16 protein-coding genes are annotated in these 21,840 nt (G+C 62.7%); 7 read left to right on the top strand and 9 right to left on the bottom strand.

The window, feature by feature from the left end:
- On the bottom strand, nt 1-457 hold a 457-nt coding region (locus B4N44_RS07650), incomplete at its 3' end, for a 3-hydroxyacyl-CoA dehydrogenase NAD-binding domain-containing protein (protein ID WP_296698854.1).
- 1,082 nt (nt 458-1,539) lie between these two features.
- Between B4N44_RS07650 and B4N44_RS07645 the strand changes: the two genes are divergently transcribed.
- The gene (locus tag B4N44_RS07645; protein WP_296698852.1) at nt 1,540-1,902 is read left to right on the top strand and encodes a DUF6932 family protein; all 363 of its coding nucleotides are present in this window, start codon (nt 1,540-1,542) and stop codon (nt 1,900-1,902) included.
- Nucleotides 1,892-2,740, top strand: coding sequence for a hypothetical protein (locus B4N44_RS07640; RefSeq protein ID WP_296698849.1), 849 nt, complete (start codon nt 1,892-1,894; stop codon nt 2,738-2,740). The genes B4N44_RS07645 and B4N44_RS07640 overlap by 11 nt, the downstream gene beginning before the upstream one ends.
- Before the next feature lie 168 nt (nt 2,741-2,908).
- Here B4N44_RS07640 and B4N44_RS07635 read toward each other — a convergent pair whose 3' ends face one another.
- The 4 genes from B4N44_RS07635 to B4N44_RS07615 form a co-directional block, all read right to left on the bottom strand.
- On the bottom strand, nt 2,909-5,998 hold the full coding sequence (locus B4N44_RS07635; RefSeq protein WP_296698846.1) for an efflux RND transporter permease subunit: 3,090 nt from the start codon (nt 5,996-5,998) through the stop codon (nt 2,909-2,911).
- Nucleotides 5,995-7,185, bottom strand: a complete 1,191-nt coding sequence (locus tag B4N44_RS07630) for an efflux RND transporter periplasmic adaptor subunit (protein ID WP_296698842.1) — start codon at nt 7,183-7,185, stop codon at nt 5,995-5,997. Before B4N44_RS07630 ends, B4N44_RS07635 begins: the two co-directional genes overlap by 4 nt.
- A gap of 99 nt (nt 7,186-7,284) precedes the next feature.
- Nucleotides 7,285-7,860 (bottom strand): phospholipase A, encoded by a 576-nt coding sequence (locus B4N44_RS07620; RefSeq protein ID WP_296698839.1) that lies wholly within the window; start codon nt 7,858-7,860, stop codon nt 7,285-7,287.
- A gap of 3 nt (nt 7,861-7,863) precedes the next feature.
- Nucleotides 7,864-8,154 (bottom strand): hypothetical protein, encoded by a 291-nt coding sequence (locus B4N44_RS07615; RefSeq protein ID WP_296698837.1) that lies wholly within the window; start codon nt 8,152-8,154, stop codon nt 7,864-7,866.
- Between the two features lie 200 nt (nt 8,155-8,354).
- Here B4N44_RS07615 and B4N44_RS07610 point away from each other — a divergent pair, with 200 nt between their 5' ends.
- On the top strand, nt 8,355-9,257 hold the full coding sequence (locus B4N44_RS07610) for a DUF6268 family outer membrane beta-barrel protein (RefSeq protein WP_296698834.1): 903 nt from the start codon (nt 8,355-8,357) through the stop codon (nt 9,255-9,257).
- 430 nt (nt 9,258-9,687) lie between these two features.
- Here B4N44_RS07610 and B4N44_RS07605 read toward each other — a convergent pair whose 3' ends face one another.
- Nucleotides 9,688-10,305: a Uma2 family endonuclease gene (locus B4N44_RS07605; RefSeq protein WP_296698832.1), complete on the bottom strand. Its 618-nt coding sequence runs from the start codon at nt 10,303-10,305 to the stop codon at nt 9,688-9,690.
- Nucleotides 10,306-10,463: 158 nt separating this feature from the next.
- On the opposite strand from B4N44_RS07605, the gene B4N44_RS07600 reads away from it, so the two are divergent.
- On the top strand, nt 10,464-12,302 hold the full coding sequence (locus tag B4N44_RS07600) for an SLC13 family permease (protein ID WP_296698828.1): 1,839 nt from the start codon (nt 10,464-10,466) through the stop codon (nt 12,300-12,302).
- A gap of 246 nt (nt 12,303-12,548) precedes the next feature.
- On the opposite strand, the gene B4N44_RS07595 is transcribed toward B4N44_RS07600, so the two are convergent.
- The 3 genes from B4N44_RS07595 to B4N44_RS07585 form a co-directional block, all read right to left on the bottom strand.
- Nucleotides 12,549-14,606 (bottom strand): InlB B-repeat-containing protein, encoded by a 2,058-nt coding sequence (locus tag B4N44_RS07595; RefSeq protein WP_296698825.1) that lies wholly within the window; start codon nt 14,604-14,606, stop codon nt 12,549-12,551.
- A 73-nt stretch (nt 14,607-14,679) separates the two neighbouring features.
- Entirely contained in the window at nt 14,680-15,447 is a 768-nt protein-coding gene (locus tag B4N44_RS07590; protein ID WP_296698823.1) for a hypothetical protein, read from the bottom strand.
- Nucleotides 15,448-15,566: 119 nt separating this feature from the next.
- Nucleotides 15,567-16,223 carry a hypothetical protein gene (locus B4N44_RS07585; RefSeq protein WP_296698821.1) on the bottom strand — a complete coding sequence of 219 codons (657 nt, stop codon included), beginning with the start codon at nt 16,221-16,223 and terminating at the stop codon, nt 15,567-15,569.
- A 386-nt stretch (nt 16,224-16,609) separates the two neighbouring features.
- Here B4N44_RS07585 and B4N44_RS07580 point away from each other — a divergent pair, with 386 nt between their 5' ends.
- From B4N44_RS07580 to B4N44_RS07570, 3 genes are all read left to right on the top strand, one after another.
- Nucleotides 16,610-17,698 carry an alginate lyase family protein gene (locus B4N44_RS07580; RefSeq protein WP_296698818.1) on the top strand — a complete coding sequence of 363 codons (1,089 nt, stop codon included), beginning with the start codon at nt 16,610-16,612 and terminating at the stop codon, nt 17,696-17,698.
- Nucleotides 17,699-17,796: 98 nt separating this feature from the next.
- Nucleotides 17,797-19,176, top strand: coding sequence for an O-antigen ligase family protein (locus B4N44_RS07575; RefSeq protein WP_296698816.1), 1,380 nt, complete (start codon nt 17,797-17,799; stop codon nt 19,174-19,176).
- Nucleotides 19,173-21,608 (top strand): glycosyltransferase, encoded by a 2,436-nt coding sequence (locus tag B4N44_RS07570; protein WP_296698813.1) that lies wholly within the window; start codon nt 19,173-19,175, stop codon nt 21,606-21,608. The genes B4N44_RS07575 and B4N44_RS07570 overlap by 4 nt, the downstream gene beginning before the upstream one ends.
- Nucleotides 21,609-21,840 lie beyond the last annotated feature (232 nt).

Here is a 21,840-nt window from a genome sequence, read left to right as displayed (position 1 = left end):
AGTGGACCAATCGATGATCAAGGCCAAAATGCAAGGCAGCGAATTTGTCAGGCCGGCCGGTTGCAGAGGCGAACATCGAGGGCAGCAGGGTCGATGTATTGGTGGTGAACAGGGTGTGCGGTGGACAAATCGCATTGAACTGGGAAAAGACTTTTCCTTTCAGCTCTGGATCTTCCAAGACCGATTCGCTGATCAGATCGGCTTGAGCACCTTCCTCCGGATTCATGGTGAAAGAGATCCGGGACAAAGCGGCGGTCGCCTCTTCCGCCGCCATGAGATTCCGATCCACCAACTCGGCGGCATATTCCGGGATCCTTGCCTTGGCCGAGTCCAGGGACTTGGCGAAAGCATCATACGCAGTCACCTCATAGCCAAAACGGGCGCATTGCAGTGCGATTTTCTGCCCCATGGTGCCGGTTCCTACCACAAGTATTCGACGGATATCTTCAATATTCATCTTCGCTCCCTGTTGCAAGACTGGATCAGATGACTGGTCTCCAGCCGGATTCCTGGAGGACTAGTGATACAGGCATACCGATCATCTGCACCCCGGCATCATCCCGCCTCACTGGTCGTGTCATGCCGAAAACACACGAGCGTTCGTTTGAATGCGAGCAGCCTGTCGGACATTCGCGGTATCGAGCGGTATCGCCGTCTGTCAGTGCGCGGATCGGGCACTTTCGCCCTGGGGCCTGAGCCTCCTCGTTGAATACAGCGCTCGTCTTCTGTCTCGCGGCCAATCCGTCAGCGATCGATAAGCAATCGCGACGCCGCCTCGCATTTTGAAAGCAACCGTCTGAAATGTCTGTGTGTGATCGCGCGCTTGCAGCGGCGGCGAGACATTGCCCTAGAGTAAAATAGACCAGGAACTGCAAGGTTGCTGAGCCGAACATCGCGAAGCACGCGAAACGTGATCCTGATCACGGGGAAGGGCTGCTGACCGACTTGACCCACCCTGTGGCACGCACCTCAGGTGTCTTGCAACAGCAAGACGGATCCTCGCCGTCGGGCTCCACGACCTCATCGTCCCCGTGCTGCGGGGTTGATCGCGCTCCTTGCGGCTGCTGGGGTCCGCAGAGGTCGGGCGTCGCCCTCGCAGCGCCCGCAGCGGCCGGATCATCGGCGTCCAGTCTCTTGGTCTCGGCGACGTCAGCGAGCGCGGTGCGACCTTGGCGACCGGCATTGGCGACACCCTCAGGAGCCAGGAACCACAGACGCGTGGCCACCGGTTGGGCGATCGTCACGACGAGCCCGAGTCGCCGGTGCTGCGGGGACCATGGACCCTGAGCCTGCCAGGTGCAGCCGATCAGCGTCCGCGCTTGGCTTGTCCGCCAGGGCCCTGACCCCTGACACCAGCCGATGAAGCGATCCGCGCGGTCAAGCGCGGGCAAGCCACGCGCCCACGGTGAGGAGCCTCTGTTCGGTTTTGCGAGCCACGACCTTCGCGGCAATCACCGAAGGGTGGTCGCTGAAACGAAGCGACCAAGGTCGAGGGCCGCCTTGAGGACGCCTCGAACCCCGTGATGGACGACTGAGTCAATGGTCTGGCCCGAGCCGCGATGGAAGAGCCCCGATGAGTGCAACCGCTACCATCCCCGCCTGGGACGTCTTCGGCATCCTGCCCCGATCCGGCCCGGCAGCACTGGGATCGCGCGTGAACGCTCGCCCTATCGTGCCACTCCACTCGATCTTCGGCGGCGCTTCGGCCACACTCCCGATCGACGGCGCATCCTCCAGGGCTTCATGGCGCTGCGTGCGGAGCTTGCCGCGGCCGGCCTCGCGAACGGCTTTCAGTGGATCAACGGCAGCTTCACCGAATCCGACGACGATACCGACGCGATCGACTGGCTCGCCCGGCAAGACCAGGACCAGGCAACCGGAGGGACGAGCGATGAGCACTAAAGAACGCGAGTTCCTGCGGTCCGAAGTCACGACACTCGAGGGACTCCTCGGCAACCTGTCTGAAGACCGAATCATCGAGCGTATCGGATTCGAGGAGCGCTTGAGGCAAGCCCGAGAGCGGCTGGCCGTGCTCGAGGCCAGCCCCTTGGCCAAGGCGCTGCCCATAACGTTCCGCGGTGCGCCAGTCGAGGGCACGCGTTCAATCGCTGCCGGCTTTGCCGCCGCGGCACTCAAGGCATTCATCGAGGCAACCGATACGGTGGCGGCCAGCCTGACAGCGGAAGGGCTCAAGGGCCGCGGTCGACTCCCGGGGGCAAGCCGCTCTTTGCGGATCATCGACACTGTACAAGGCTCGTTCGGTTTCGAGCTGGAGCTCCCTCCGCCGGTTACGGATCCCGCACAAATCCCGCTGCCGATCCCCGGCGACGCACAGGATCCATATGCTCGGGCCATCGAAAGAACCTTCGAGCTGATCAAGGACGCCGCCTCATCGGATGACGAGGGGATGTCGGACCTGATTGCGGAGATCCATCCGCGTGCAGCGGCGAAGGTGCGCGCCTTCGCCAAGGTGCTGTCTGATCACGATGCCGGATTCGCCGCCGAGTTCGAAGGCAAGAGCGTGCATTTGAACCGGGGAATCGAGGTCGAGCATGTACTCGACGCACTCAAGCAAGTGCGCAGCTCGCCATGGACGTTACCGGCAATCAGGTTGTGCGCCTCGGAGCCGCCCGCCATGGCGAAGACCTCGCGATTCAGGTATATGGACATGATTGGACTCCGGGTCCGGACCGACACAACGCTTGAACGAGGGTGCGCTCCGATCACGCCTCGTTCATGAGCGTAACCATGGAGCGTCGAGCGCGAGCCACGCGATCGTCGGGTTGCACTCGACCCGTTGGCCTTCAGGCCAGCGTAAAACGGCGACTGCAAGTCGCCGATCCCAGGCTATTGGCCGCTCCGGATTTGGCCGCCACATCGCGTGCGCGACATGACGGCATCCTTTGCGCTAGGCAGCGCTCGCTTGCGGTTCCGTGCCGGGCGGATCACGGCTCGGTGCGACACCCCCGAACCAGGTCACATAGAGCGTCGGCAGAAAGACCAGCGTGAGCAGCGAGGCGACGGCGAGGCCGCCCATGATGGCAAAGGCCATCGAGCCCCAGAAGACCGTTGGCGCAATCGGGATCATCCCGAGAATGGTCGAGAGCGCCGTCAGCATGATAGGGCGGAAACGCGACAGGCTGGCCTCGACCACGGCATCCCAGACGGTCTTTCCCGCCGCCCGCTCGGCCTCGATCTGGTCGATCAGGATGACCGCGTTCTTGGCGATCATGCCGACCAGGGCGAGGATGCCGAGGATGGCGACGAAGCCGAGCGGTTTGCCGGAGACCAGCAGGGCGCCGACCACGCCGATCAGACCCAGCGGCACCAGACTCAGGACCATGAAGAGACGCGCGAAGCTCTTGAGCTGGAAGATCAGCAGGGTCAGCATGAGCAGGATCATCACCGGCACCACCGCGAAGACCGAGACTTGAGACTCGGCGCTCTCCTCGACCGCGCCGCCCAGCTCGATGCGATAGCCCGCGGGCAGCGTCGCGTTCAACTCGGCGATGGGGTCGGCGAGATCCGCGACCACCGTCTCGGGCAGCATCCCCGGCGTGACGTCGGCTTGGACCGTCAGGGTCGGTACCCGGTCGCGCCGCCACACCAGAGGGTAGTCCTGACCGTACTCGAAGACGGCGAACTGACTGAGCGGGATGGTCCGCCCGTTCGGGAGCGAGACCGGCAGGCTGCGCAACGTTTCCACCGACAGACTCTGTCCCCCGAGCTCGCGCGCCACCACGTCGACGAGATAGATGTCGTCGCGGACCTGGGTAATGTCGGTGCCGGAGATATTGGCGTTGAGTGCGGTGGACACCGCCTGGCTGCTCAGACCCAACTGACGCGCCTGCTCCTGGTCGATGCGGATATGCAACTCGCGCTCAGGCTCCATCCAGTCGAAATTGACCCGGCGCGAGCCGGGGTGATCCGCCACGAGATCCCCGAGTTGCATCGCGATCTCGCGCAGCTCGGTCGGGTCCGGGCCGATGACGCGGTATTGCAAGGGCCAGCCGACCGGCGGCCCCAGCTCCAGCGGCGACACCCGTCCGACGACCTCCGGGAAGCGCTCGGCCAGCAGCTGTTCGAGTCGCGGCTGGAGTCGTTCGCGCGCCTCGATGTCGTTGGTCACGATAACGGACTGGGCGAAGAAGGGGTTGGCCAACTGGACGTCCAGGGGCAGATAGAAGCGGATGGCGCCCTGACCGATGTAGCTGCTCCAGCGCTCGATCTCGGGCGCGAAGTCGGGATCCTCGCGCAGGATCTGCTCGAATTCATTCACTAGGCGCTCGGTGGCATGGATCGAGGCGTTCTGCGCCAACTGCAGGTTGACCAGCAGCTCGGGACGGTCCGACGACGGGAAGAACTGGCGCGGCACCTGACTCAGCGCCACGATGGCGACGACGAAGACTGCGAGCGTCAGGGCGATGGTGAACCAGCGCGCGCGCATCGCCAGCGTCAGAAAACCCCGGTAGATGGCGACCGTGCGGCTCGGCTGGTCGCTCGCACCGGCCTTGGGCGGGCGCAGGAGCGTCATGCCGATCAAGGGGGCGAACACCATTGCAACGAGCCAGGAGGCGATCAGTGCGATGCCGACAACCGCGAAGATCGAAAAGGTGTATTCGCCCGCCGAGCTTTGAGCGAAGCCGATGGGCACGAAACCGGCGATGGTGACCAGGGTGCCGATGAGCATCGCCTTGGACAGGTGTGTGTAGGCATAGGTGGCCGCGTTTGACTTGTCGTCGCCCAGGGCCAGACGCCGGCTCATGGCGTCGATGGTGGTCATGGCGTCATCGACCATGAGGGCGAGTGCAATGATGAGCGCGCCGAGCGAGACCCGTTGCAGGTCGATATCGACGATGTCCATCATCGGAAAGACCACGGCCAGCGTGAGCGGAATGGCGATGGCCACGACGGTGCCGGCGCGCGCGCCCAGCGCGACGAAGCTGATCACCAGCACGATACCGATCGCCTGCCACAGCGAGGTGGTGAATTCGTTGATCGCGAGATCCACCGTCAGGGGTTGATCGGCCACCAGACGCGGCTCGATGCCGTGCGGCAGCTCGGCCCGGATGTCGGCGATGGCGTTGGCGACATTGCGCCCGAGTGCGAGGGTATCGCCGCCGTCGCGCATGGCGATGGCGAGTCCGATGGCGGATTCCCCGTTGATCCGGAACATGGGTTGGGGCGGATCGGCGAAGCCGCGGCGAACATCGGCGATGTCGCGCAGCCGCAGCATGCGCTCGCCGACGGCGAAGGTGACCTCGGCGATGTCCCGCTCCGAGCCGAAGGCGCCCGAGACCCGCAGCGCGATGGACTCGTCGCTGGTGCGAAGGATGCCCGCCGGGCTGACGATGTTCTGGGCGCGCAGCGCGGCGATCAGGGTGCCGGGATCGAACCCCAGTCCGGCCAGCCGCTCGGCGGAGAAATCGATATAGATGACCTCGTCCTGGGCTCCGAGGATGTCGATCTTGGAGACGTCGGGGACCGTGAGGAGCTGCGAACGGGCGTCCTCCACGGCGTCGCGCAATTCGCGATGCGTGAAGCCGTCGGCGGTGAAGGCGTAGATGATCCCGAAGGTGTCGCCGAACTCGTCGTTGAAAAAGGGTCCGACGATCCCTTGAGGCAGGGTATGGCGCATGTCGCCGACCTTCTTACGTACCTCGTACCAGCTGTCCGATACATCCCGTCCCTGCGCGCTGCCCACCAGATCGACGAAAATGGTGGTGGTGCCGGCACGGGTGAAGCTGCGTAGGTTGTCGAGATTCGGAACCTCCTGCAGGGTGCGTTCGAGACGCTCGGTGACCTGGGCGATGGTCTCGTCGAGGGTCGCGCCGGGCCAGATCGCCTTGACCACCATGGTGCGGAAGGTGAAGGGCGGATCTTCCGCGCGGCCGAGCTTGTAAAAGGAGCTCACCCCGGCGGCCAGCACCGCAAGCATGATGAAGATGGTGACCGCGCGGTTGCGGATGGCCCAATCGGAGAGATTGAAGCCGCTCATGGCCGATCTCCGACCGGGGCGTCGATCGGGGCCGCTATCGGATCCGGGGTCGACTCCCCGAGCAGGCGGACTTCCTGACCCGGGCGCAGGGTCTGAACCCCCGCCGTCACGACCAACTCGCCGGGCTCCAGACCCTGCGAGATCAGCACCCGATCCAGCTCATAGCTTGCCACGTCGACATTGCGCAGGGCGACGGTGCGCGATTCCGGATCCAGGGTCCAGACCGCCGGCGCACCCCGGGACGCGGTGAGCGCCGAGGTCGGGATGGCGATCCCCGCGACCCCGCCGAGCCGGATGCTGCCGGTCACGGTGGAGCCGAGCCGCATTGCCTCCGGCGGACTGGCGAGACCCACCCGAACCTTGAAGGTCCGCGTCACCGGGTCCGCCTGGGGCGAGACCTCGCGGACCCGACCGGTGGTGCTGACTTTGGGATCGGTGCTCAGCGCAACGCTCACCTCGTCCTCGGCGGAGGCCGACTCGATCACCCGCGCCGGCACGTCGAAGACGGCATCGCGTCCGCCCTCGCGGGCGAGCTGCACGATCATGCGCCCGGCCGCGACGACCTCTCCAGGCTCCGCGCCGCGGGCGGTGACGATGCCCGGTCCGTCGGCGATCAGGGTCGTGAACCCAAGCTGGTTCTCGGCCGTCCTGACCTGGGCCTCGGCCGCCTCCACCTGCGCCCGGGCGGCGTCGCGTGCCTCGACGGCGCGGTCGAACTGGGCGCGGGCGACGAAGCCCCGTGACAGCAGCGGTTCGTACCGCTCCACCGTATTGCGCGTCTCGACCAGACGCGCCATCGCGGCGGCCAAATTCGCCCGCGCCGCGTCGATCGCATTGCGCTCGTTGACCGCGTCGAGACGGGCGACAATCTGCCCCGCGCGAACCTGATCGCCCACGCTGACGGTGCGCTCGATCAATTGTCCGCCGACCCGAAAGGCCAGGGCCACGTCATCCTGCGCCTGGACGTTGCCGGTGAGGGTCACGGTCTCGCCGCCCGGCAGCTCCTCGACCGTGACGACCCGCACCGGGCGGATCGGCTCGGGGATGGGTTGCGACTCTTCGACAGGCTGGCACGCGGTGAGCAGCGCGAAGATCGCCGGGAACACAAGGGCATGGGGCAAGGATGCGCCGGACCCGAAGGCCAAGCGCGTCTTGTCGCCGCAACGGGGTGAGATCAAGACTTTCACAAGAACATCTCCGGTTGAATGTTGAACGACAATCCGGTCAGAGGATATCGTTCAGGGCCATGCCGATCCCGATCGTATTCTGCTTCCAGTTGTCATCGATCAGGCTGTCGCCGTAGCCGTAATAGTCCGTGATATCGGGGTTGTCGTCGTCGGACTCGCCTTCGTCGATGCGGACCCGGGCCGCAAGACCAGCGCGAAATTACACCTTTCGATACCGATCGAGGCAATGATGCGGCCCCAACCGCGCGAGATGGGGTCGGATCGACCGTTGGATTGATGGCTGTACCCGAGGTTGAGCACACGCCAATCAAAGCCGCCGAAGCTGATGTCCGGCCCGAAGCTGACCCTCAACTCCGGCATGAAGTTGGTCTCGCGAAATGGACGCGAGCTCTTGTCCTTGTAGACCTGCCATTGACTCATCTGCGAGTAGGCGACCCACACCCACCGGCGCCGCTCATCCGTGGTCCACACCCGGAACTTGAAGCTGAGCTGAAAACGCGCCTCGTTGTTGTCCAGTTCATGCTCGTCGGCTTCGAGTGCATCGAAGAGCGGCGAGAAAGGCCGGTTGTTGATGCGCCTTGTGTCATTGCCGACCAGCAAATAGTTGGGATTATAGAAGCTGATGTCGTAAGCGCTCGATCCCGGATCGAAGGCCCACGCCTTGTCGATCAGCAAGGTCTAGGCGGGGGTTCGGCTCTCGAGCGCGCTCGGCGTGTCGGCAACCGTCAGGGGTGCTGCAGGTGCCGACATGGCCGTCCGCTCCGGGATCGTTCCGCCGGAGGTCTGCGCGACGACGGGAAGACGCCCGCTGGCGCGGTCGTCACAGGCGAGCCGCGCCTGATCGGTCTGGATCGCCGCGCATTCGGCAATGCTCGGCGATGGGGTATCGGCGCGGGCCGGAACGACCTGCGTCAGCATAGCCGCCATCAGCGCCGTTGCGCCGAGCCACTTGAGCTGCTGAAACAGCATGATTCGGTCCCCTTCTGATTTATTTCGGGCATGATGCGCTCAGCGGCCGATCCGCAATCATGTCTCGAATCGGCAGAAGTCGGCCTCGCAGAAAAACCGGAACCCGACCGGACTCCAATGCTGGTCCGGCTCGATCTCGGGATGCTATCGTCACGACTTTTCGGCCACCCGTCCATCGATTATCCAAGGGAGTGTCTCCGATGCCAGCGCCTTGCCTCGTCCGTGTCGCCTGTGCCGCCCTGCTGTCGACCGGGGTTGCCGCGGTTTCCATGGCGCAAGCGCCGCCGGGTGTCAGCTTTTCCGTCGCCCCGGTCGTTCAATTCGCCAGCGATTTGGATTCCGGCGGGGATGCCGCCTATGCCGCGGTGCTCATGTCGCTCGGAACGAATTGGGCGCTCGACGGGCAGTCGTCGCTGGGCGTGCGGCTGCGCTTGGACTACGAGGATTGGCACTTCGACAAACCACTCGGGTTCGGCGGCGAGCAGCCTTGGGACAGGCTCTACCGAGCGGGTATCTCCGTACCCTACGGCTTTACGACCGAGAGCGGCTGGCGCTTGGGGCTAAACCCGACGATCGAGTCCTCGGGGGAATCCGGCGCCAACTTCTCGGAGACGCTCGAATACGGCGCCACGGCCTCGGTATCGCGCGCCGTGCGGCCCGACCTGACCCTCGGTTTGGGCGTCGGCGTCTTCGATAAGATCGAGGAGACGAGCGCCTTTCCCTTCCTGATCATCGACTGGCGGATCAACGATCGCTTGCGCCTCACCAACCCCTTCCCGGCCGGCCCGGCCGGTCCGGCGGGGTTGGAGCTGTCCTACGCGCTCGATTCGGGCTGGACCGCGGGCGTGGGCGCGGCCTACCGCTCCTATCGCTTTCGACTCGACTCCGACGGACCCTTCACGGGCGGCGTCGGCGAGCACCGATTCATCCCCGTTTTCGTCCAGCTCGGGCGCGACTTGAGCGAGAACCTGAGCTTCAAGCTCTACGCTGGTGCGTCGACCGGGACGACGCTAAGTGTGGAGGACGAGAAGGGTCGACGGCTGTACGAAGAGGATCAGGATCCGGCAGGAATGCTGGGGGTGTCTTTGATCGGACGCTTTTAAACCGCGCCCGGCGCGGTATGCGATGTTTTTGAATAGGATCGGCCCCGGCAGACTTGACAACCGCTGGATCAGGCGCGGTTTAAGATAATACCAAATCGATTATTTTTTGCCTTGCTCACCGACGTCGCCTTCGCCCAGCTCGCCGATCTGGTCTGGTTTGTCGAGACCGGCAGCGGCTACACGGGCTCAGCCGAATCGGCAGATCGTGCACTCCGAGGCGAAGGCTGAGTTGGAAGACGGCGTTCGCTACTACGAGCGGCAAGTGCCTGGGCTTGTGCGAAAATTTCGCTCGGACGTTCGAGACGCACTGGCACCGTCTGATCGGTGGCCTTTGGGCCGGGCTTTCGGAGGGGCGCTGCCGATTCGTGATGGTCAAGGATAAGCGCGGGGATTGGATCGATCCGCTGTTGTCCTGAGCCCCGAACTGCCATCAGCCCCTTTCATCGCCCCGTAGCGCATCGCGATAACCCCGAATCGCTTGCGAGGTGGTCGGCTCGTCGATGAAGCGCATCAGGAGGGCCAGGTCTAATCCGGGCAGGACCTGGCTCTCGTTCACGGGTTCGTAACGCTCCCCGCGCAGGCAGTAGGGTTGGATGAGACCCTGGCGCCAGTACCAGACCTCGGCGACGCCGAGCTGACGGTAGATTTCGAGCTTGTCGATGCGCCCGCGGGTCCAGACGACCTCGATGGCGAGATGCGGACGCTCCGCCGCCTCTGTCCCGAAGACATAGCACTCGTCCGGCTCGGCACCGCGGTTGCGCGCCTTGTCCTTGAGTGTCCATGAACCGTAGGTCGAGAAGACGATGTCGCGCTCCAGACAATAGGTCTCGACCAAACGGCCGATGACGGACTTGATGCTTTCGTGGGTTTGCGACGGGCTCATGATCTCGACCGCTCCTTCCAGGTAGGCGATCCGCGGGGCGGAATGATCGCCGCGCATCACGAGCAGGCGCTCGTAGTCGTCCCAGCTCACCTCCGAGAAGTGGATGATGTCGTCAGAAGTCGGTTGAGGGTCGGATTGCTGATACCGCGCTTGCATGGACAGCATGGGTTTCGGTCTCCGGTGTCGAGCGGTTCACGGCGCGCGCATCGCCATCGACGCTCGCGCGGCAGTGCGTGCAGGATTCATCGCTGTTTCCGATAGAATAAACCCTTTTCGGGTCGGAGCCCGGGACGCCTGGTCCGAGCGCCACGGGGAGAAACGGCATGTCGCAAGACCTTCTGATTGTCCTTCTCATGCTGGGCGCCGCGATCCTGATGTTCGCGATCAACAAGCCGCGGGTAGATGCCGTGGCCCTCATCATGATGGTGGCCTTGCCCTTTACGGGCGTCATCTCGGTCCAGGAGGCGCTCGCCGGCTTCAGCAATCCCAACATCGTCCTGATCGCGGCCATGTTCGTGATCGGCGAGGCGCTGGCACGCACCGGGGTCGCTCGCGGCATCGGCGACTGGCTGGCCAATCGCGGCGGCAACAGCGCCTGGCGACTCTTGGTGCTGCTGATGCTCTCGGTGGGTTTTCTCGGCTCGGTCATGAGCTCGACCGGGGTCGTCGCGATCTTTATCCCGGTGGTGCTGCGGATCGCGAGCCGGCGCCGCATCCCGGCGAGCCAACTGATGATGCCGATGGCCTACGCGGCACTCATCAGCGGCATGATGACCTTGGTCGCCACCTCGCCCAATCTGGTGATCAACTACGAGCTCGTGCGCACCGGCGAGGAGGGGTTCAACTTCTTCTCCTTCACGCCCTTCGGGCTGCCGATCCTGTTGGTGGCGACCCTCTACATGCTGATCACGCAGCGCTGGCTGCGCCCGAAGACGCCCGAGGCGCCGACGGCCCGGATGCGCCCGAAGCTCATGCAGTGGGTCGAGCGCTACCGGCTCGCCGATCGCGAATATCGCGTGCGGGTGCGACCCGGCTCGCCCTTGCTCGGCAAGAAGCTGGAGGAACTCGATCTGCCTGCAAAGATCGGCGTGCGGATCATCCTCGTCGAGCGCGGTCTCGGGCGTGCGCGCCAATTGCTCCCGCGCACGCCGCAGACCCTTCTGCAGGCGCACGATATTCTCTTGATCGACGTCGACCTCGAGGCGAAACGCATCGACGTGGCCGAGTTCTGCGAGCGCTACGGGGTCGAGCTGCTGCCGCGCACGGGCCGCTATTTCGTCGATCGGTCGCAGGATATCGGCATGGTGGAGATCATGATCGCCGACGAATCGCGCTTTGCCGGCAAGACGATCGCGGAGGCAGAGCTGTTGGTCCGTTCCGAGCTGACCGTGGTCGGGATGCGACGCGGCCCGGAGGCACATGCACCGCACGGTCTGCGCGCGGAGACCCTCAAGATCGGCGATACGCTGCTGCTCGTCGGACCCTGGAAGACGATCCGCCGCCTGCAGGACGACACGCACGACCTCATCGTACTGAACCTACCCAAGGAGTTCGACGAATATCTTCCGGCGGCCAAGCGCGCGCCTTACGCGATTCTGACGCTCGTCATCGTCGTGACCCTGATGGCAACCGGCCTTGTCCCGAACGTCCAAGCCGCGCTGATCGGCTGTCTCCTGATGGGCCTTTTTCGCTGCATCGATCTGGACAAGGCGTACCGCGCGATTCAGCTGAGGAGCCTGGTCATGATCGTGGGCATGATGCCCTTCGCGCTCGCCTTGGACCGCACCGGCGGAGTCGACATGGCGGCGAACGCCTTGGTGGCCTGGATCGGTGGCGCAGGCCCTTATGTGGTACTCGGCGTCTTGTTCGCCATCACGGTGCTGCTGGGCCTCTTCGTCGTGAACACGGCCAATGCGGTCCTGATGATCCCGGTTGCACTCGCCGTCGCCGAAGCCTTAGGCGCATCGCCCTACCCCTTTGCCATGATCATCGCACTCGCGGCATCGAGCGCCTTCATGACGCCGATCTCGCCCATCAACACACTGGTCGCAACCGCGGGCAACTACACCTTTGCGGACTTCATTCGCATCGGCTTGCCCCTAACGTTGTTGGTGATGATCATGAGCGTGTTCCTGGTGCCTTGGCTGCTGCCGCTCTATTGACCGATCGAGAAGCGACCAACCCGCTTGGCCCGCTTCTTTCCGAAGCGGCCGGCCTCGTTTCGGCTTGCCATCCTCCTCTTCTTCTTGCTCCCGGTGATGGCTATGGTCATGGCCATCGGTTGGTGCTCTATCCGCTGGCGGCCATCTTCGCGGAGTCCGTCGAGCAACTCACACCCAACACCCGACTTCTGCATCTCCCGCACCGTGCGAAGCGCTCCCGGTCAACCCGAGTTGACCGATGCCGCCTCACCGCCTGAAGGTCGCGGTCACGGTCAAGTTCCTACTCATGCTCAACCGACAGGTCTGAGTCCCGCTACAGGCGCCGCTCCACCCGGTAAACCTGAAACCGTCAACGGGTGAGGCCGTCAGCGTCACCGCAGTACCTTTAGCATAGGACTCGGTGCAATCGCCACCACAGTCGATACCGGCCGGGCTGCTCGTCACCATGCCGCTGCCCCTGGTCTTCACCGTCAGCTGGTAACTGGGCACGGAATTAAAGGTGGCGGTCACGCTCTTCGCCGAGCTCATGGTGATCAGGCAGGAGCTTGTCCCGCTGCAGGCGCCGCTCCAACCTCCAAACACAGCGCTGCTCGCCGGCGCGGCGGTCAAGGTGACGGCGGTGCCGCTCACATAGGACTCGGAGCAATCGCTGCCACAGTCGATCCCGGCCGGGCTGCTGATCACCGAGCCGCTGCCGCTACCGCTGCGCGAGACGGTCAGGGCATAGCTCGGCAGTAGGGTGAAGGTCGCGGTACAGGTCGTGTCTGCATTGAGCGCGAAAGGCGAGCCGCAGCTCGTCGGTGTCCAACCGGAGAAGGTCGAGTCGGCGCCAGCGCTTGCGCTCGGGCTTACGATGGTCCCCGCGGGAAAGAGGCCACCGCCACCCACCGTCCCGCTACCCGTGCCGCTCTGGAGCAGGGTCAGACGATACTCGACGGGTGGAGCCGCGGCCAGGCGCTCGCGCTTGAAGGCCGGCCAAGACTCGCCCCCTGCGGCCTGGTAGGCCGCCGAGCCGATCTGCAGCATGCCGAGACTGGCGTATTGCCAGCTCTCGTCATCGAGCAGATCGACATAGCCGGCACCGCCCGTGCCAAGACCCACGATGATCTCATCGCGTCCGTCGAGATCGATGTCGCCCAAGGCGGGCCGGGTTTCACCGTTTTGTGCATTGTAGTCAGGCCATTGGATCCCGGCCGTACCCATATGGACGAGCCCGGGATCCTGATAATCGAAGATCTCGAGATAGCCGCCACCTGATTGGCCCAGACCCACGACGATCTCGGCAGTCCCGTCGCCAGTGAGATCACCCAGTGCCGGACGGGTCTCGCCGATCTGGGCCGCGTACTCGGCCCAGGGCATGCTCGACTGGATCTCGTTTTGCCAGGATGGATTCCCACCTGTTTCGAGACTTGAAGTGTCGAATCCCGTCTTGATGACCAGTGTCCCACCGCCGCCGCTTCCCACGCCGATCGCCAGATCAGCCAAGCCGTCACCATCGATGTCGCCCAGTGACGGCCAGGTCTCGCCATTGGCCTGTTCATAGTCGGGCCAGCCAAGCTCGGCCCAGCCCATGGAGGCGAGTTCACCGTCGGCGTATCTGAAGACCTGGAGCATGCCGTTGCCACCCGCGCCGAGACCGATCACGATCTCATCCTTGCCATCCCCATCGATGTCGCCCAGCGCTGGACGGGTCTCGCCATTGGCGACGTTGTAATCGGGCCAATCAACCTGGCCCCAGCGCACGAACGAGAAATCATCATCGAGCACCAAGAAGCGGCCCTCGGGCAAGCCGGGTTGATCGACCGGACCAAAACCGATCACGACCTCGTCGCGACCGTCGCCGTCGATGTCGCCCGTGGCCACTCGCGCCTCCCCGCTGAGCTGGTTGTAGGCGCTCCAGGTCACCGACACCTCTCGCTCGGTATCCTGATTCTGGTTGAGGACGACGAGCTGTCCGCTATTGAGCGGGTCGGGTCCCATGCCGACCACAAAGCGGAAATATCCCGAGGTCACCTCAGTCGACAGCTGAGACTCCTGACCTACGCCGTCATGCGATTTGACGGCGAAAGAGTAGACCTGATTCGGATCCAGATCGGGGAAGGTGTAGCTCGTGACATTGCCGACGTCCACCCACTGATCGTAGTCACGATGGCCTTGGCCATAATAGACCCGATAGCCGAGCACCCGCGGGTCCTCGACCGGCTCCCAAGAGAGCTTGTATTGAGCGGCAAGGGCTGGCAAGGCGCTCGCACCGAGCGACAGCATCAGACCTAAACCGATGAGTCTTGATGTAAAGGTTTTCATGTGCTAGACCCTGACTGAGTTTGGGCGCGCACCCGCCTGAGCGGGGCACGCGAGGTTGCGACGCCGCGATCGGCTAGGTCGGCGGCACGTCGGCGCGCGCCAGCCGCTTCGCCAACGGCGCGGCATCCGGAATCGCGCCCAGCACCGGGACACCGAGATAGCGCGCCATCTGACGCTCCGACTTGAATGATGGGTCTGAGAGCTCGAGGATCGCGATCAGCACCAGGACGCCAAGTGAGGCCAGGATCAGGACACCGATCGCCGGGGCGAACCGCTCGGGACTCCATGGGGTCTTAGTGACCGCGACCACCAGGTCGCCCATGGGCGCTAGGCGGACTGCCGCGGGCGCGGCGTCGGTGCGTTGCACGCGCGCCATGCCCTCCTCGATCCGCGTCATGAGGCGCTCCGAATAGAAGCCAACCAGCGCCCGACCCAGTGCCTCGTCCTGACCTTCGTAGCTCAAGCGCAGGGCATCCGGGGTCTGCGATGGAGCCAAGGTCAGGCCCGCGTGCAGGATGCGCCGCAGCGTGGCCTCATCCGGTCGGCCGCCGTATGCCGCCAACAGATTGGGGTCATTCTGAAGCCGCAACAGTGCGAAACCATCCAAAAAGAGGACCTCCGGGTTGGCGAGGAGATCACCCAATCCCAGGACCGCGACTGGACTGTCGCTCGCGGCCACTGGCGTATCGCTGGAGTAGGGCGAAAAGTCTCGAGACACCAAGTAGTCGACATCCGTGAGCGCCGCATAGATCAAATAGAGTGCCAGCGCGGGCAGTACCAGCAGCATCCATTTCTTGTGGATGCGGAAGGCTCGCCAGAATCGTTTGAGATAGAAACTCATGTTTGCAGCCCTTCAATGGTGTCAGTGCGATCTTGAATCAGGGTCTGTCGTTCCTGGATCGCGCTCGGGTGCCGATACACTCAGCCCGCGCGTGCGGAGGTCAACCCGGATGGCGCAGCTCATCGCGATTGGACAGCCCCTTGCCAGCGGTTGCTCACGACCCCGAGCAATTTCCCGCCGGCGGTCTCGATCAACTTCTGCGCGCTCCTGACCTGCTGGCGGGGCGTGACCGACGCCTGCACGACCAGGATGACACCATCGGCGACATCCGCAAGCATCACGGGATCCATCATCATGCGATTGGTCGGGAAGATCGACGCACTGTCGATCACGACGAGATCATAGTCATGTCTGGCAGAATCGACGAGCCGACTCACCCCGCGCGGGATCTGCCGGCTTGGCGCTTGCGGATGATCGTGGTCGCGCGGCGCGACCAGGACATCCAGCCCGTCCTGTCCCGATGGAGAGACGACTTCGCCGAGCTGCGCGCCCAAGATCTCCTCGATCGAATGATCGAGATCGAGCGCAAAGCCACGGTGCAGCGCGGGCATGAACCAGTTGAAATCGAGCGCAACTACGCGACGATCTCCGCTCTTGGCCGCGGTTGAAGCCAGCGCCGAGGCGAGCAAGGTCTTGCCTTCGCCCTGTGCGGCGCTGGTAACCAGGATGGTCGCCGGGCGCTTGTGATTCAGGGCGTGCTCTGTCGCGATTAGGATCCGCTTGACCTCGGCGATCTGCTCGAGGACAAGGCGAAGACTCTGATTTAGATCTATCATAGGGTTATGGGCTCAGGGCTGGTAGCGTCAGGATCTTTCGTCTCACCCACAAGAAGTATAGTCAAAAGATGAATGGTTCGAGAACGAATACAAGCATCCAAAAGCATTTCGTGTCGGCTTCAGGGATGGGCTGAAATCGAGATCAACGACCGCCGAGCATCTATAGTTGTTTTAGGTGGTGAGCCGTGGCAGTGCCTGCCTTGGTTTGGATGCCAGAGATGTCGCGCGCATCATCTCCGTTTCCCGATGATGAACCGCGCTGTGTACCGATGGGCACCTTACAGAGGCCGATGCCATCGGTTTGGTGCCGTTGCAGTGATGGACCGCACAGTCGTCGTTGAGATTCAATTGCAGCGTCCGGATAAACACATTGAGAGTAATTCGTTATGATCCCTGTTCTTCGTCGTCTTGCAACGCTGTTTCTGGTTTCGGTGTTGATCTCGCCATGGGGGGCTCAAGCAACTTCGCCCGACATGGAGACCTTGTCAAAAGGCATCTGGATCGACCGGCAGCACCTGCAGTCCCTCCCAAATGAAGGACTGGCCTGGGACCGTTTACTGGTGGATGCCGCCAGATCCACCGACACCCCAAACCTGTCCAACCAGGACGACATGACCAACGTCTGGGTCTTCGCGAAGGCGTTGGCACATGTGCGTACTGGCGAGCCACGCTACCGGGACGAGGTGATCTCGGCCTGCATGGCCGCCATGGGTACCGAAGAAGGTGGCAGCAGTCTCGCGTTGGGCCGGGAGCTGATCGCCTACGTACTCGCCGCCGATCTCGTCGGGCTACCGCCTGAGGAGGATGCCGCATTTCGGGAATGGCTCGCCGCGGTCATGGATAAAAAGATGAGCGAGGGTCGGACGTTGCGAACGACCCATGCCCAGCGACCCAACAACTGGGGTACACACGCGGGTGCGAGCAGGCTCGCAGCAGCGGCTTATCTTGGCGATACGGCTGAAATCGATCAAGTGGCAGCCATCTTCAAAGGATGGCTGGGAGACCGCACGAGCTATGCTGGATTCACGTACGGTGCACTCGATTGGCAAGCGGATCCCAACAACCCCGTGGGCATCAATCCATTGGGCTCGGTCCGTGATGGCCACAGCATCGATGGGGTACTTCCCGAGGAACAGCGTCGCAGCGGCGATTTTACTTGGCCGCCGCCCCAGGAAAATTATGTCTATGAGGGGCTGCAGGGAGCACTCGCCCAAGCGGTCATCCTGCAGCGCGCGGGTTATCCAGCATTCGATTGGGAGGACCAGGCACTGCGACGGGCCTTTCAATGGCTGCATGAGCAGGCCAACTACCCGGCCGAGGGTGATGACACCTGGCAGCCGCATCTGATCAACGTGAATTATCGAACCGCTTTTCCAGTCATTCTTCCAAGTCGACCTGGCAAGAATGTCGGCTACACGGACTGGACGCATGCGCCGCTGCCAGCCCCTCGCGATCTTCGGGTCGACACGCCTTAGAGTGGAGCAGGATTGAATCGAGTGAGTATCGAAACAGCTCAACAAGCATAATGGCCAGGCTGATAGACGATCGATCGAGTCATCTGCGATGGCTCCCAATGGTCGTGCTATTGGTCCTGGCCACTATCCTTCCATTGATGACCCCATACCCCTACCTGGCGATTGCTCCCGCTTTGGGCGCACTCGCCCTATTCGCCATCGGTCAGCGTCCTCAGATCGGCCTTTATGCGATCGTTTTCCTGATTCCATTCGGGAATTTTCGCAATATCGCGGGCCCTTTGGAAAGCATCAAGATCCACTGGCTGCTCGCCTTGATCCTGTTGTTGCTCCTGCTGATCCGTCTGCTCGTCGAGCGCGGATTCGTGGCGAGTCTGAGGTCCAATCTGTGGCCGTGGTTCCTGCTGTACCTGGCCGTGAGCCTGTTGTCGTCCTTTTTCTCCGACGATCATGGCTATGTCGCGCATCAGGTGTCTCTGCTCCTGGTCGCGATGCTGTTTTTCACCTTGATCATTGCCATGCTCGAGCGCGAGAGCGTCACCCGGCATATCCCGATCGTGATCGCGCTCTCGGTCTCGCTGGGCTCTTTGCTCGCGGTACTCGGCAACCTCACTGGCATGAGTGGGTTCTCCGAGGGGGCGACCTTCAGTCGCAGCACCGGCGGGACCACCGACCCGAATTCATTGGCGTTGCAGATCATCTTCGGCATGCCCTTCCTGGTGTTTTGGCTCTTTCATGCCAGACATGCCTGGTCAAGAGTATTCGCAGCGATCTTGATCCTCATCAACTTGACCGCACTGGTCGGAACCTATTCGCGCAGTGGTACATTGGTGATCGGGGTGACACTCTTGATCCTGCTTATCATCAATAGTCGAGACATCCGGCCGCGACGTCTGGGACTCCTCATTGTCGGGATCACAGGGGCCGCGCTACTCGGCACGGCCATGCTGCCCCAAACCTTTTGGGAGCGTCAGGCGAGCCTGTTTGCTGAACAGCCAGATCGTGCGCTCAGTCGTCGCTTCTCTTATCTCGACGTCGCCCGTGATGCCGTCATGGAGCGCCCGATCCTTGGTCATGGGCCAGGCACCTTCCGCAATCTTTTCGCGCAGACCGATTGGGCCCAGAAGTTTCACAAAAAAGGGGCGACCAAGCGCCGATACGCCCACAATACCTATCTGGAGGTGGTGGTTGGGACTGGTTTGCTGGGCCTTGCCGCGTTTGCCGGACTCTTGATCACGGCTTGGCGTAATCTCTATCAAGCCAGCACGCGCCTGATCGAGAAGGGAGACCGTTACCACGGCGATCTTGTCATGCACTATCTGATCGCGTTCAGCGCGCTCTTGATCTTTCTATTGTTCTTCAGCGATGTCTTCCAGAAATTCATGCTGCTCTGTCTGGGCTTGTCACAGGTCTGGGTGAGGGTCGCCAATGAGCAGGAGGATCCATCCATGGCCACACACGCCAGCGAGGAACGGCCATGAGCACACTGATGCTCGTGATCTTCGTGTTCAGTCTCTGCTGTATCCTCCTGCCGCTCATTGGTTATCCACTCATCTTGCTTCTCGTCCAGAGCGCTCGTCGACGCACGCACCAGGTCGATACGGCTCTGACGCCTTCGCTCAGTGTCATCGTCGCCTGTCGCAACCCGGGCGATCTACTGATTGGCAAGATCAAAAACACCTTTGCGCTGGATTACCCACCTGAGGCGATCGAGCTTCTAGTCGTCTCAGATGGCTCGACGGATCAGACCGAGGACATCCTGCGCGCGTGTCAGGATCAACGACTCAGGTTCAAGCTGCTCGACGGTCATCGGGGCAAAGCCGAGGCGCTGAACCAGGCGATGAGCATGGCGCGCGGTGAGATCCTGATCTTCACCGACGTCGATGCCCGACTCGAGGACGACGCACTCCGAGAACTGATCCAGCACTTCGCGGACGAGGGCGTCGGCGGTGTCGTCGGTCAGCGCGTCTTGGAACGCGAGCTCCAGGCATTACGTGACGCTCAGGCCAGCTATATCGATTGGGACAGCCGGATCAAGCTCATGGAGACTGAGGTCTGGAGTGTCACGAGCAACGACGGCAAGCTCTATGCCGTGCGGGCACGTGTCGCGGAGCCCATCGCCGAAGGCGTGACCGATGACCTCTACGCGGCCTTGCGGGTCATCAACAAGGGGTTTCGATTCATCTTCGAGCCGCGTGCGCGTGCGCATGTGCGGGTTCCGGCGCGTTCACCCGGACACGAGATCTCGCGGCGGCGGCGCATCGTCGGTCGCTCACTGCAGGGTTTGCGCCTGAATCATGAGCTGCTGGATCCGAGACGCTTCGGGACCTTCGCGCTCGCGCTCGGTATCAACAAGGTCCTGCGTCGTCTCTTGTCTGTCTTTCTGCTGCTCCTACTGTTGAGCAACGGGGGACTGGCGCTGCATTCCCCCTTCTGGCGATGGGTCTTGTTGCTTCAGCTCGCCGTCTACGCGATGGCACTCGTCGGCGCCCGTGCACCACACCTGCATGGTCGAGTCGGTGCCTTAACCCGAGCGGCGTTCTATTTCGTGCTTGGAAACATTGGCACCGCGCTCGGCCTCTGGGATTTTCTCTCCGGGCGTCAGGTCGTGCGCTGGGAGCCAAACAAAGGCGAGGACGGGAAGCCATCGTCAATGCCTATCATGGCCTATACCATGTCGCGCTTTCCCAAGCTCACCGAGACCTTTATCCTCTCCGAGATCACTGCGCTGCTGGATCGCGGCTATCAAGTGCGGATCTGGCCCTTGCTTCGGGAGCACGCCAAGGTACAGCATGCCGATGTCGAGCGGGTGATGCCGTACGTCACCTGGCTGCCATTTCTCTCGCTCGCCATCATTGGCTCCAATCTCGCGCTCGCCCTCGGGCAGCCTGCACGCTATTGGGGGACCTTCGCCGCCATGGTCCGAGGCACCCTGCCCAGTCGCAACTTTCTGATTGGCGGTTTAGGCATCTGGCCCAAGTCGGTCCACCTGGCGCGTTGTCTGGAGCGTGACGGCGTGCGGCATCTGCATGCCCATTTCGCGACCCACCCAGCCCTGGCTGCCTGGATCGTGCACCGGCTGACCGGTATCGGTTACAGCTTCACGGCCCATGGCTCCGATCTTCATGTCGATCAGACCATGCTGAGCGAAAAGGTTGAATCAGCGAGATTCGTTGTCAGCATCTCGGATTACAACCGGCGCTTCATCGAGCAGCGCCTCGGGCGTGCATTTGGAGACAAGATCAAGGTGGTCCATTGTGGTGTGGATATTCGGCTCTTCACACCAGCTGTCGAGCGGGTGCGCGGCGCCGACGCGCCGCTGCACATCCTCTGTATCGGCGCGTTGCGCGACGTCAAAGGACACCGCTATCTGATCGATGCGCTTGCCTTGTTGCGCGATCGAGGTCTGCCGTTTTGCTGTGATCTCATCGGCGAGGGTCCGTTGCGGGCTGAGATCGAGCGTCAAATCAGAGCGCATGGATTGGCCGATCAGGTCCACCTGCGCGGTCCATTGCCCCGCGAATCCATCCTGATGTGGCTGCGTGAGCAAGCCGATGTCGTAGCCCTGACCAGTATCCTGGCGCCACGCGGCAATCGGGAGGGGATTCCGGTCACCTTGATGGAGGCCATGGCCTGCGGTCTACCGGTGGTGAGCAGTCGCCTTTCGGGCATCCCAGAGCTGGTTGAAGAGGGCGTCAGCGGCTTGCTCACGAGCCCGGGTAAAGCCGACGAGATCGCCGAGGCACTCGCGCGCCTAGCCGCTGATCCGGCCTTGCGAGCCAAGATTGGCGCTGCAGCGCGCGCGCGAGTGATCGCAGGCTTCGATTTGACTCAAAATGTCAACGCATTGGCCGATCTTTTCAGACCTTTTCTGGACTCAGGGATGAGCGCGGATGGAGCCGAGGCCAGATGATTCATCCTAAATCCGGCGATTGACTCACGCTAAGACGCCAAGAACGCAAGGAAAAACGCAAAGAAAACAGAATCTTGAGTCAGTGAAGAGACACACCGCTCAGGTGAACGGCATGGCACTGCTCACTGATTGAAAAATCTTTGCGTCTTTGCGCCTTTGCGTGAAAGCTGCTTTTTTTGGGTTCATCGACGACCTCGCTCGGTACTCAGGGCCTTGATCATCGATTGGTCCA

The sequence above is a fragment of the Thiocapsa sp. UBA6158 genome, from assembly GCF_002423035.1.
Lineage (GTDB): Bacteria > Pseudomonadota > Gammaproteobacteria > Chromatiales > Chromatiaceae > Thiocapsa.
Note: the sequence above shows the minus strand (reverse complement) of the source record. Positions and strands in the feature narration are given on the sequence as shown.

What these genes read in the sequence shown, in the direction of transcription:
- B4N44_RS07645 (WP_296698852.1), top strand. Translation starts at nt 1,540, where the DNA reads ATGGTCTGGCCCGAGCCGCGATGGAAGAGCCCCGATGAGTGCAACCGC.
- B4N44_RS07640 (WP_296698849.1), top strand. Translation starts at nt 1,892, where the DNA reads ATGAGCACTAAAGAACGCGAGTTCCTGCGGTCCGAAGTCACGACACTC.
- B4N44_RS07635 (WP_296698846.1), bottom strand. Translation starts at nt 5,998, where the DNA reads ATGAGCGGCTTCAATCTCTCCGATTGGGCCATCCGCAACCGCGCGGTC.
- B4N44_RS07615 (WP_296698837.1), bottom strand. Translation starts at nt 8,154, where the DNA reads ATGCTGTTTCAGCAGCTCAAGTGGCTCGGCGCAACGGCGCTGATGGCG.
- B4N44_RS07610 (WP_296698834.1), top strand. Translation starts at nt 8,355, where the DNA reads ATGCCAGCGCCTTGCCTCGTCCGTGTCGCCTGTGCCGCCCTGCTGTCG.
- B4N44_RS07605 (WP_296698832.1), bottom strand. Translation starts at nt 10,305, where the DNA reads ATGCTGTCCATGCAAGCGCGGTATCAGCAATCCGACCCTCAACCGACT.
- B4N44_RS07600 (WP_296698828.1), top strand. Translation starts at nt 10,464, where the DNA reads ATGTCGCAAGACCTTCTGATTGTCCTTCTCATGCTGGGCGCCGCGATC.
- B4N44_RS07595 (WP_296698825.1), bottom strand. Translation starts at nt 14,606, where the DNA reads ATGAAAACCTTTACATCAAGACTCATCGGTTTAGGTCTGATGCTGTCG.
- B4N44_RS07590 (WP_296698823.1), bottom strand. Translation starts at nt 15,447, where the DNA reads ATGAGTTTCTATCTCAAACGATTCTGGCGAGCCTTCCGCATCCACAAG.
- B4N44_RS07585 (WP_296698821.1), bottom strand. Translation starts at nt 16,223, where the DNA reads ATGATAGATCTAAATCAGAGTCTTCGCCTTGTCCTCGAGCAGATCGCC.
- B4N44_RS07580 (WP_296698818.1), top strand. Translation starts at nt 16,610, where the DNA reads ATGATCCCTGTTCTTCGTCGTCTTGCAACGCTGTTTCTGGTTTCGGTG.
- B4N44_RS07575 (WP_296698816.1), top strand. Translation starts at nt 17,797, where the DNA reads ATGGTCGTGCTATTGGTCCTGGCCACTATCCTTCCATTGATGACCCCA.
- B4N44_RS07570 (WP_296698813.1), top strand. Translation starts at nt 19,173, where the DNA reads ATGAGCACACTGATGCTCGTGATCTTCGTGTTCAGTCTCTGCTGTATC.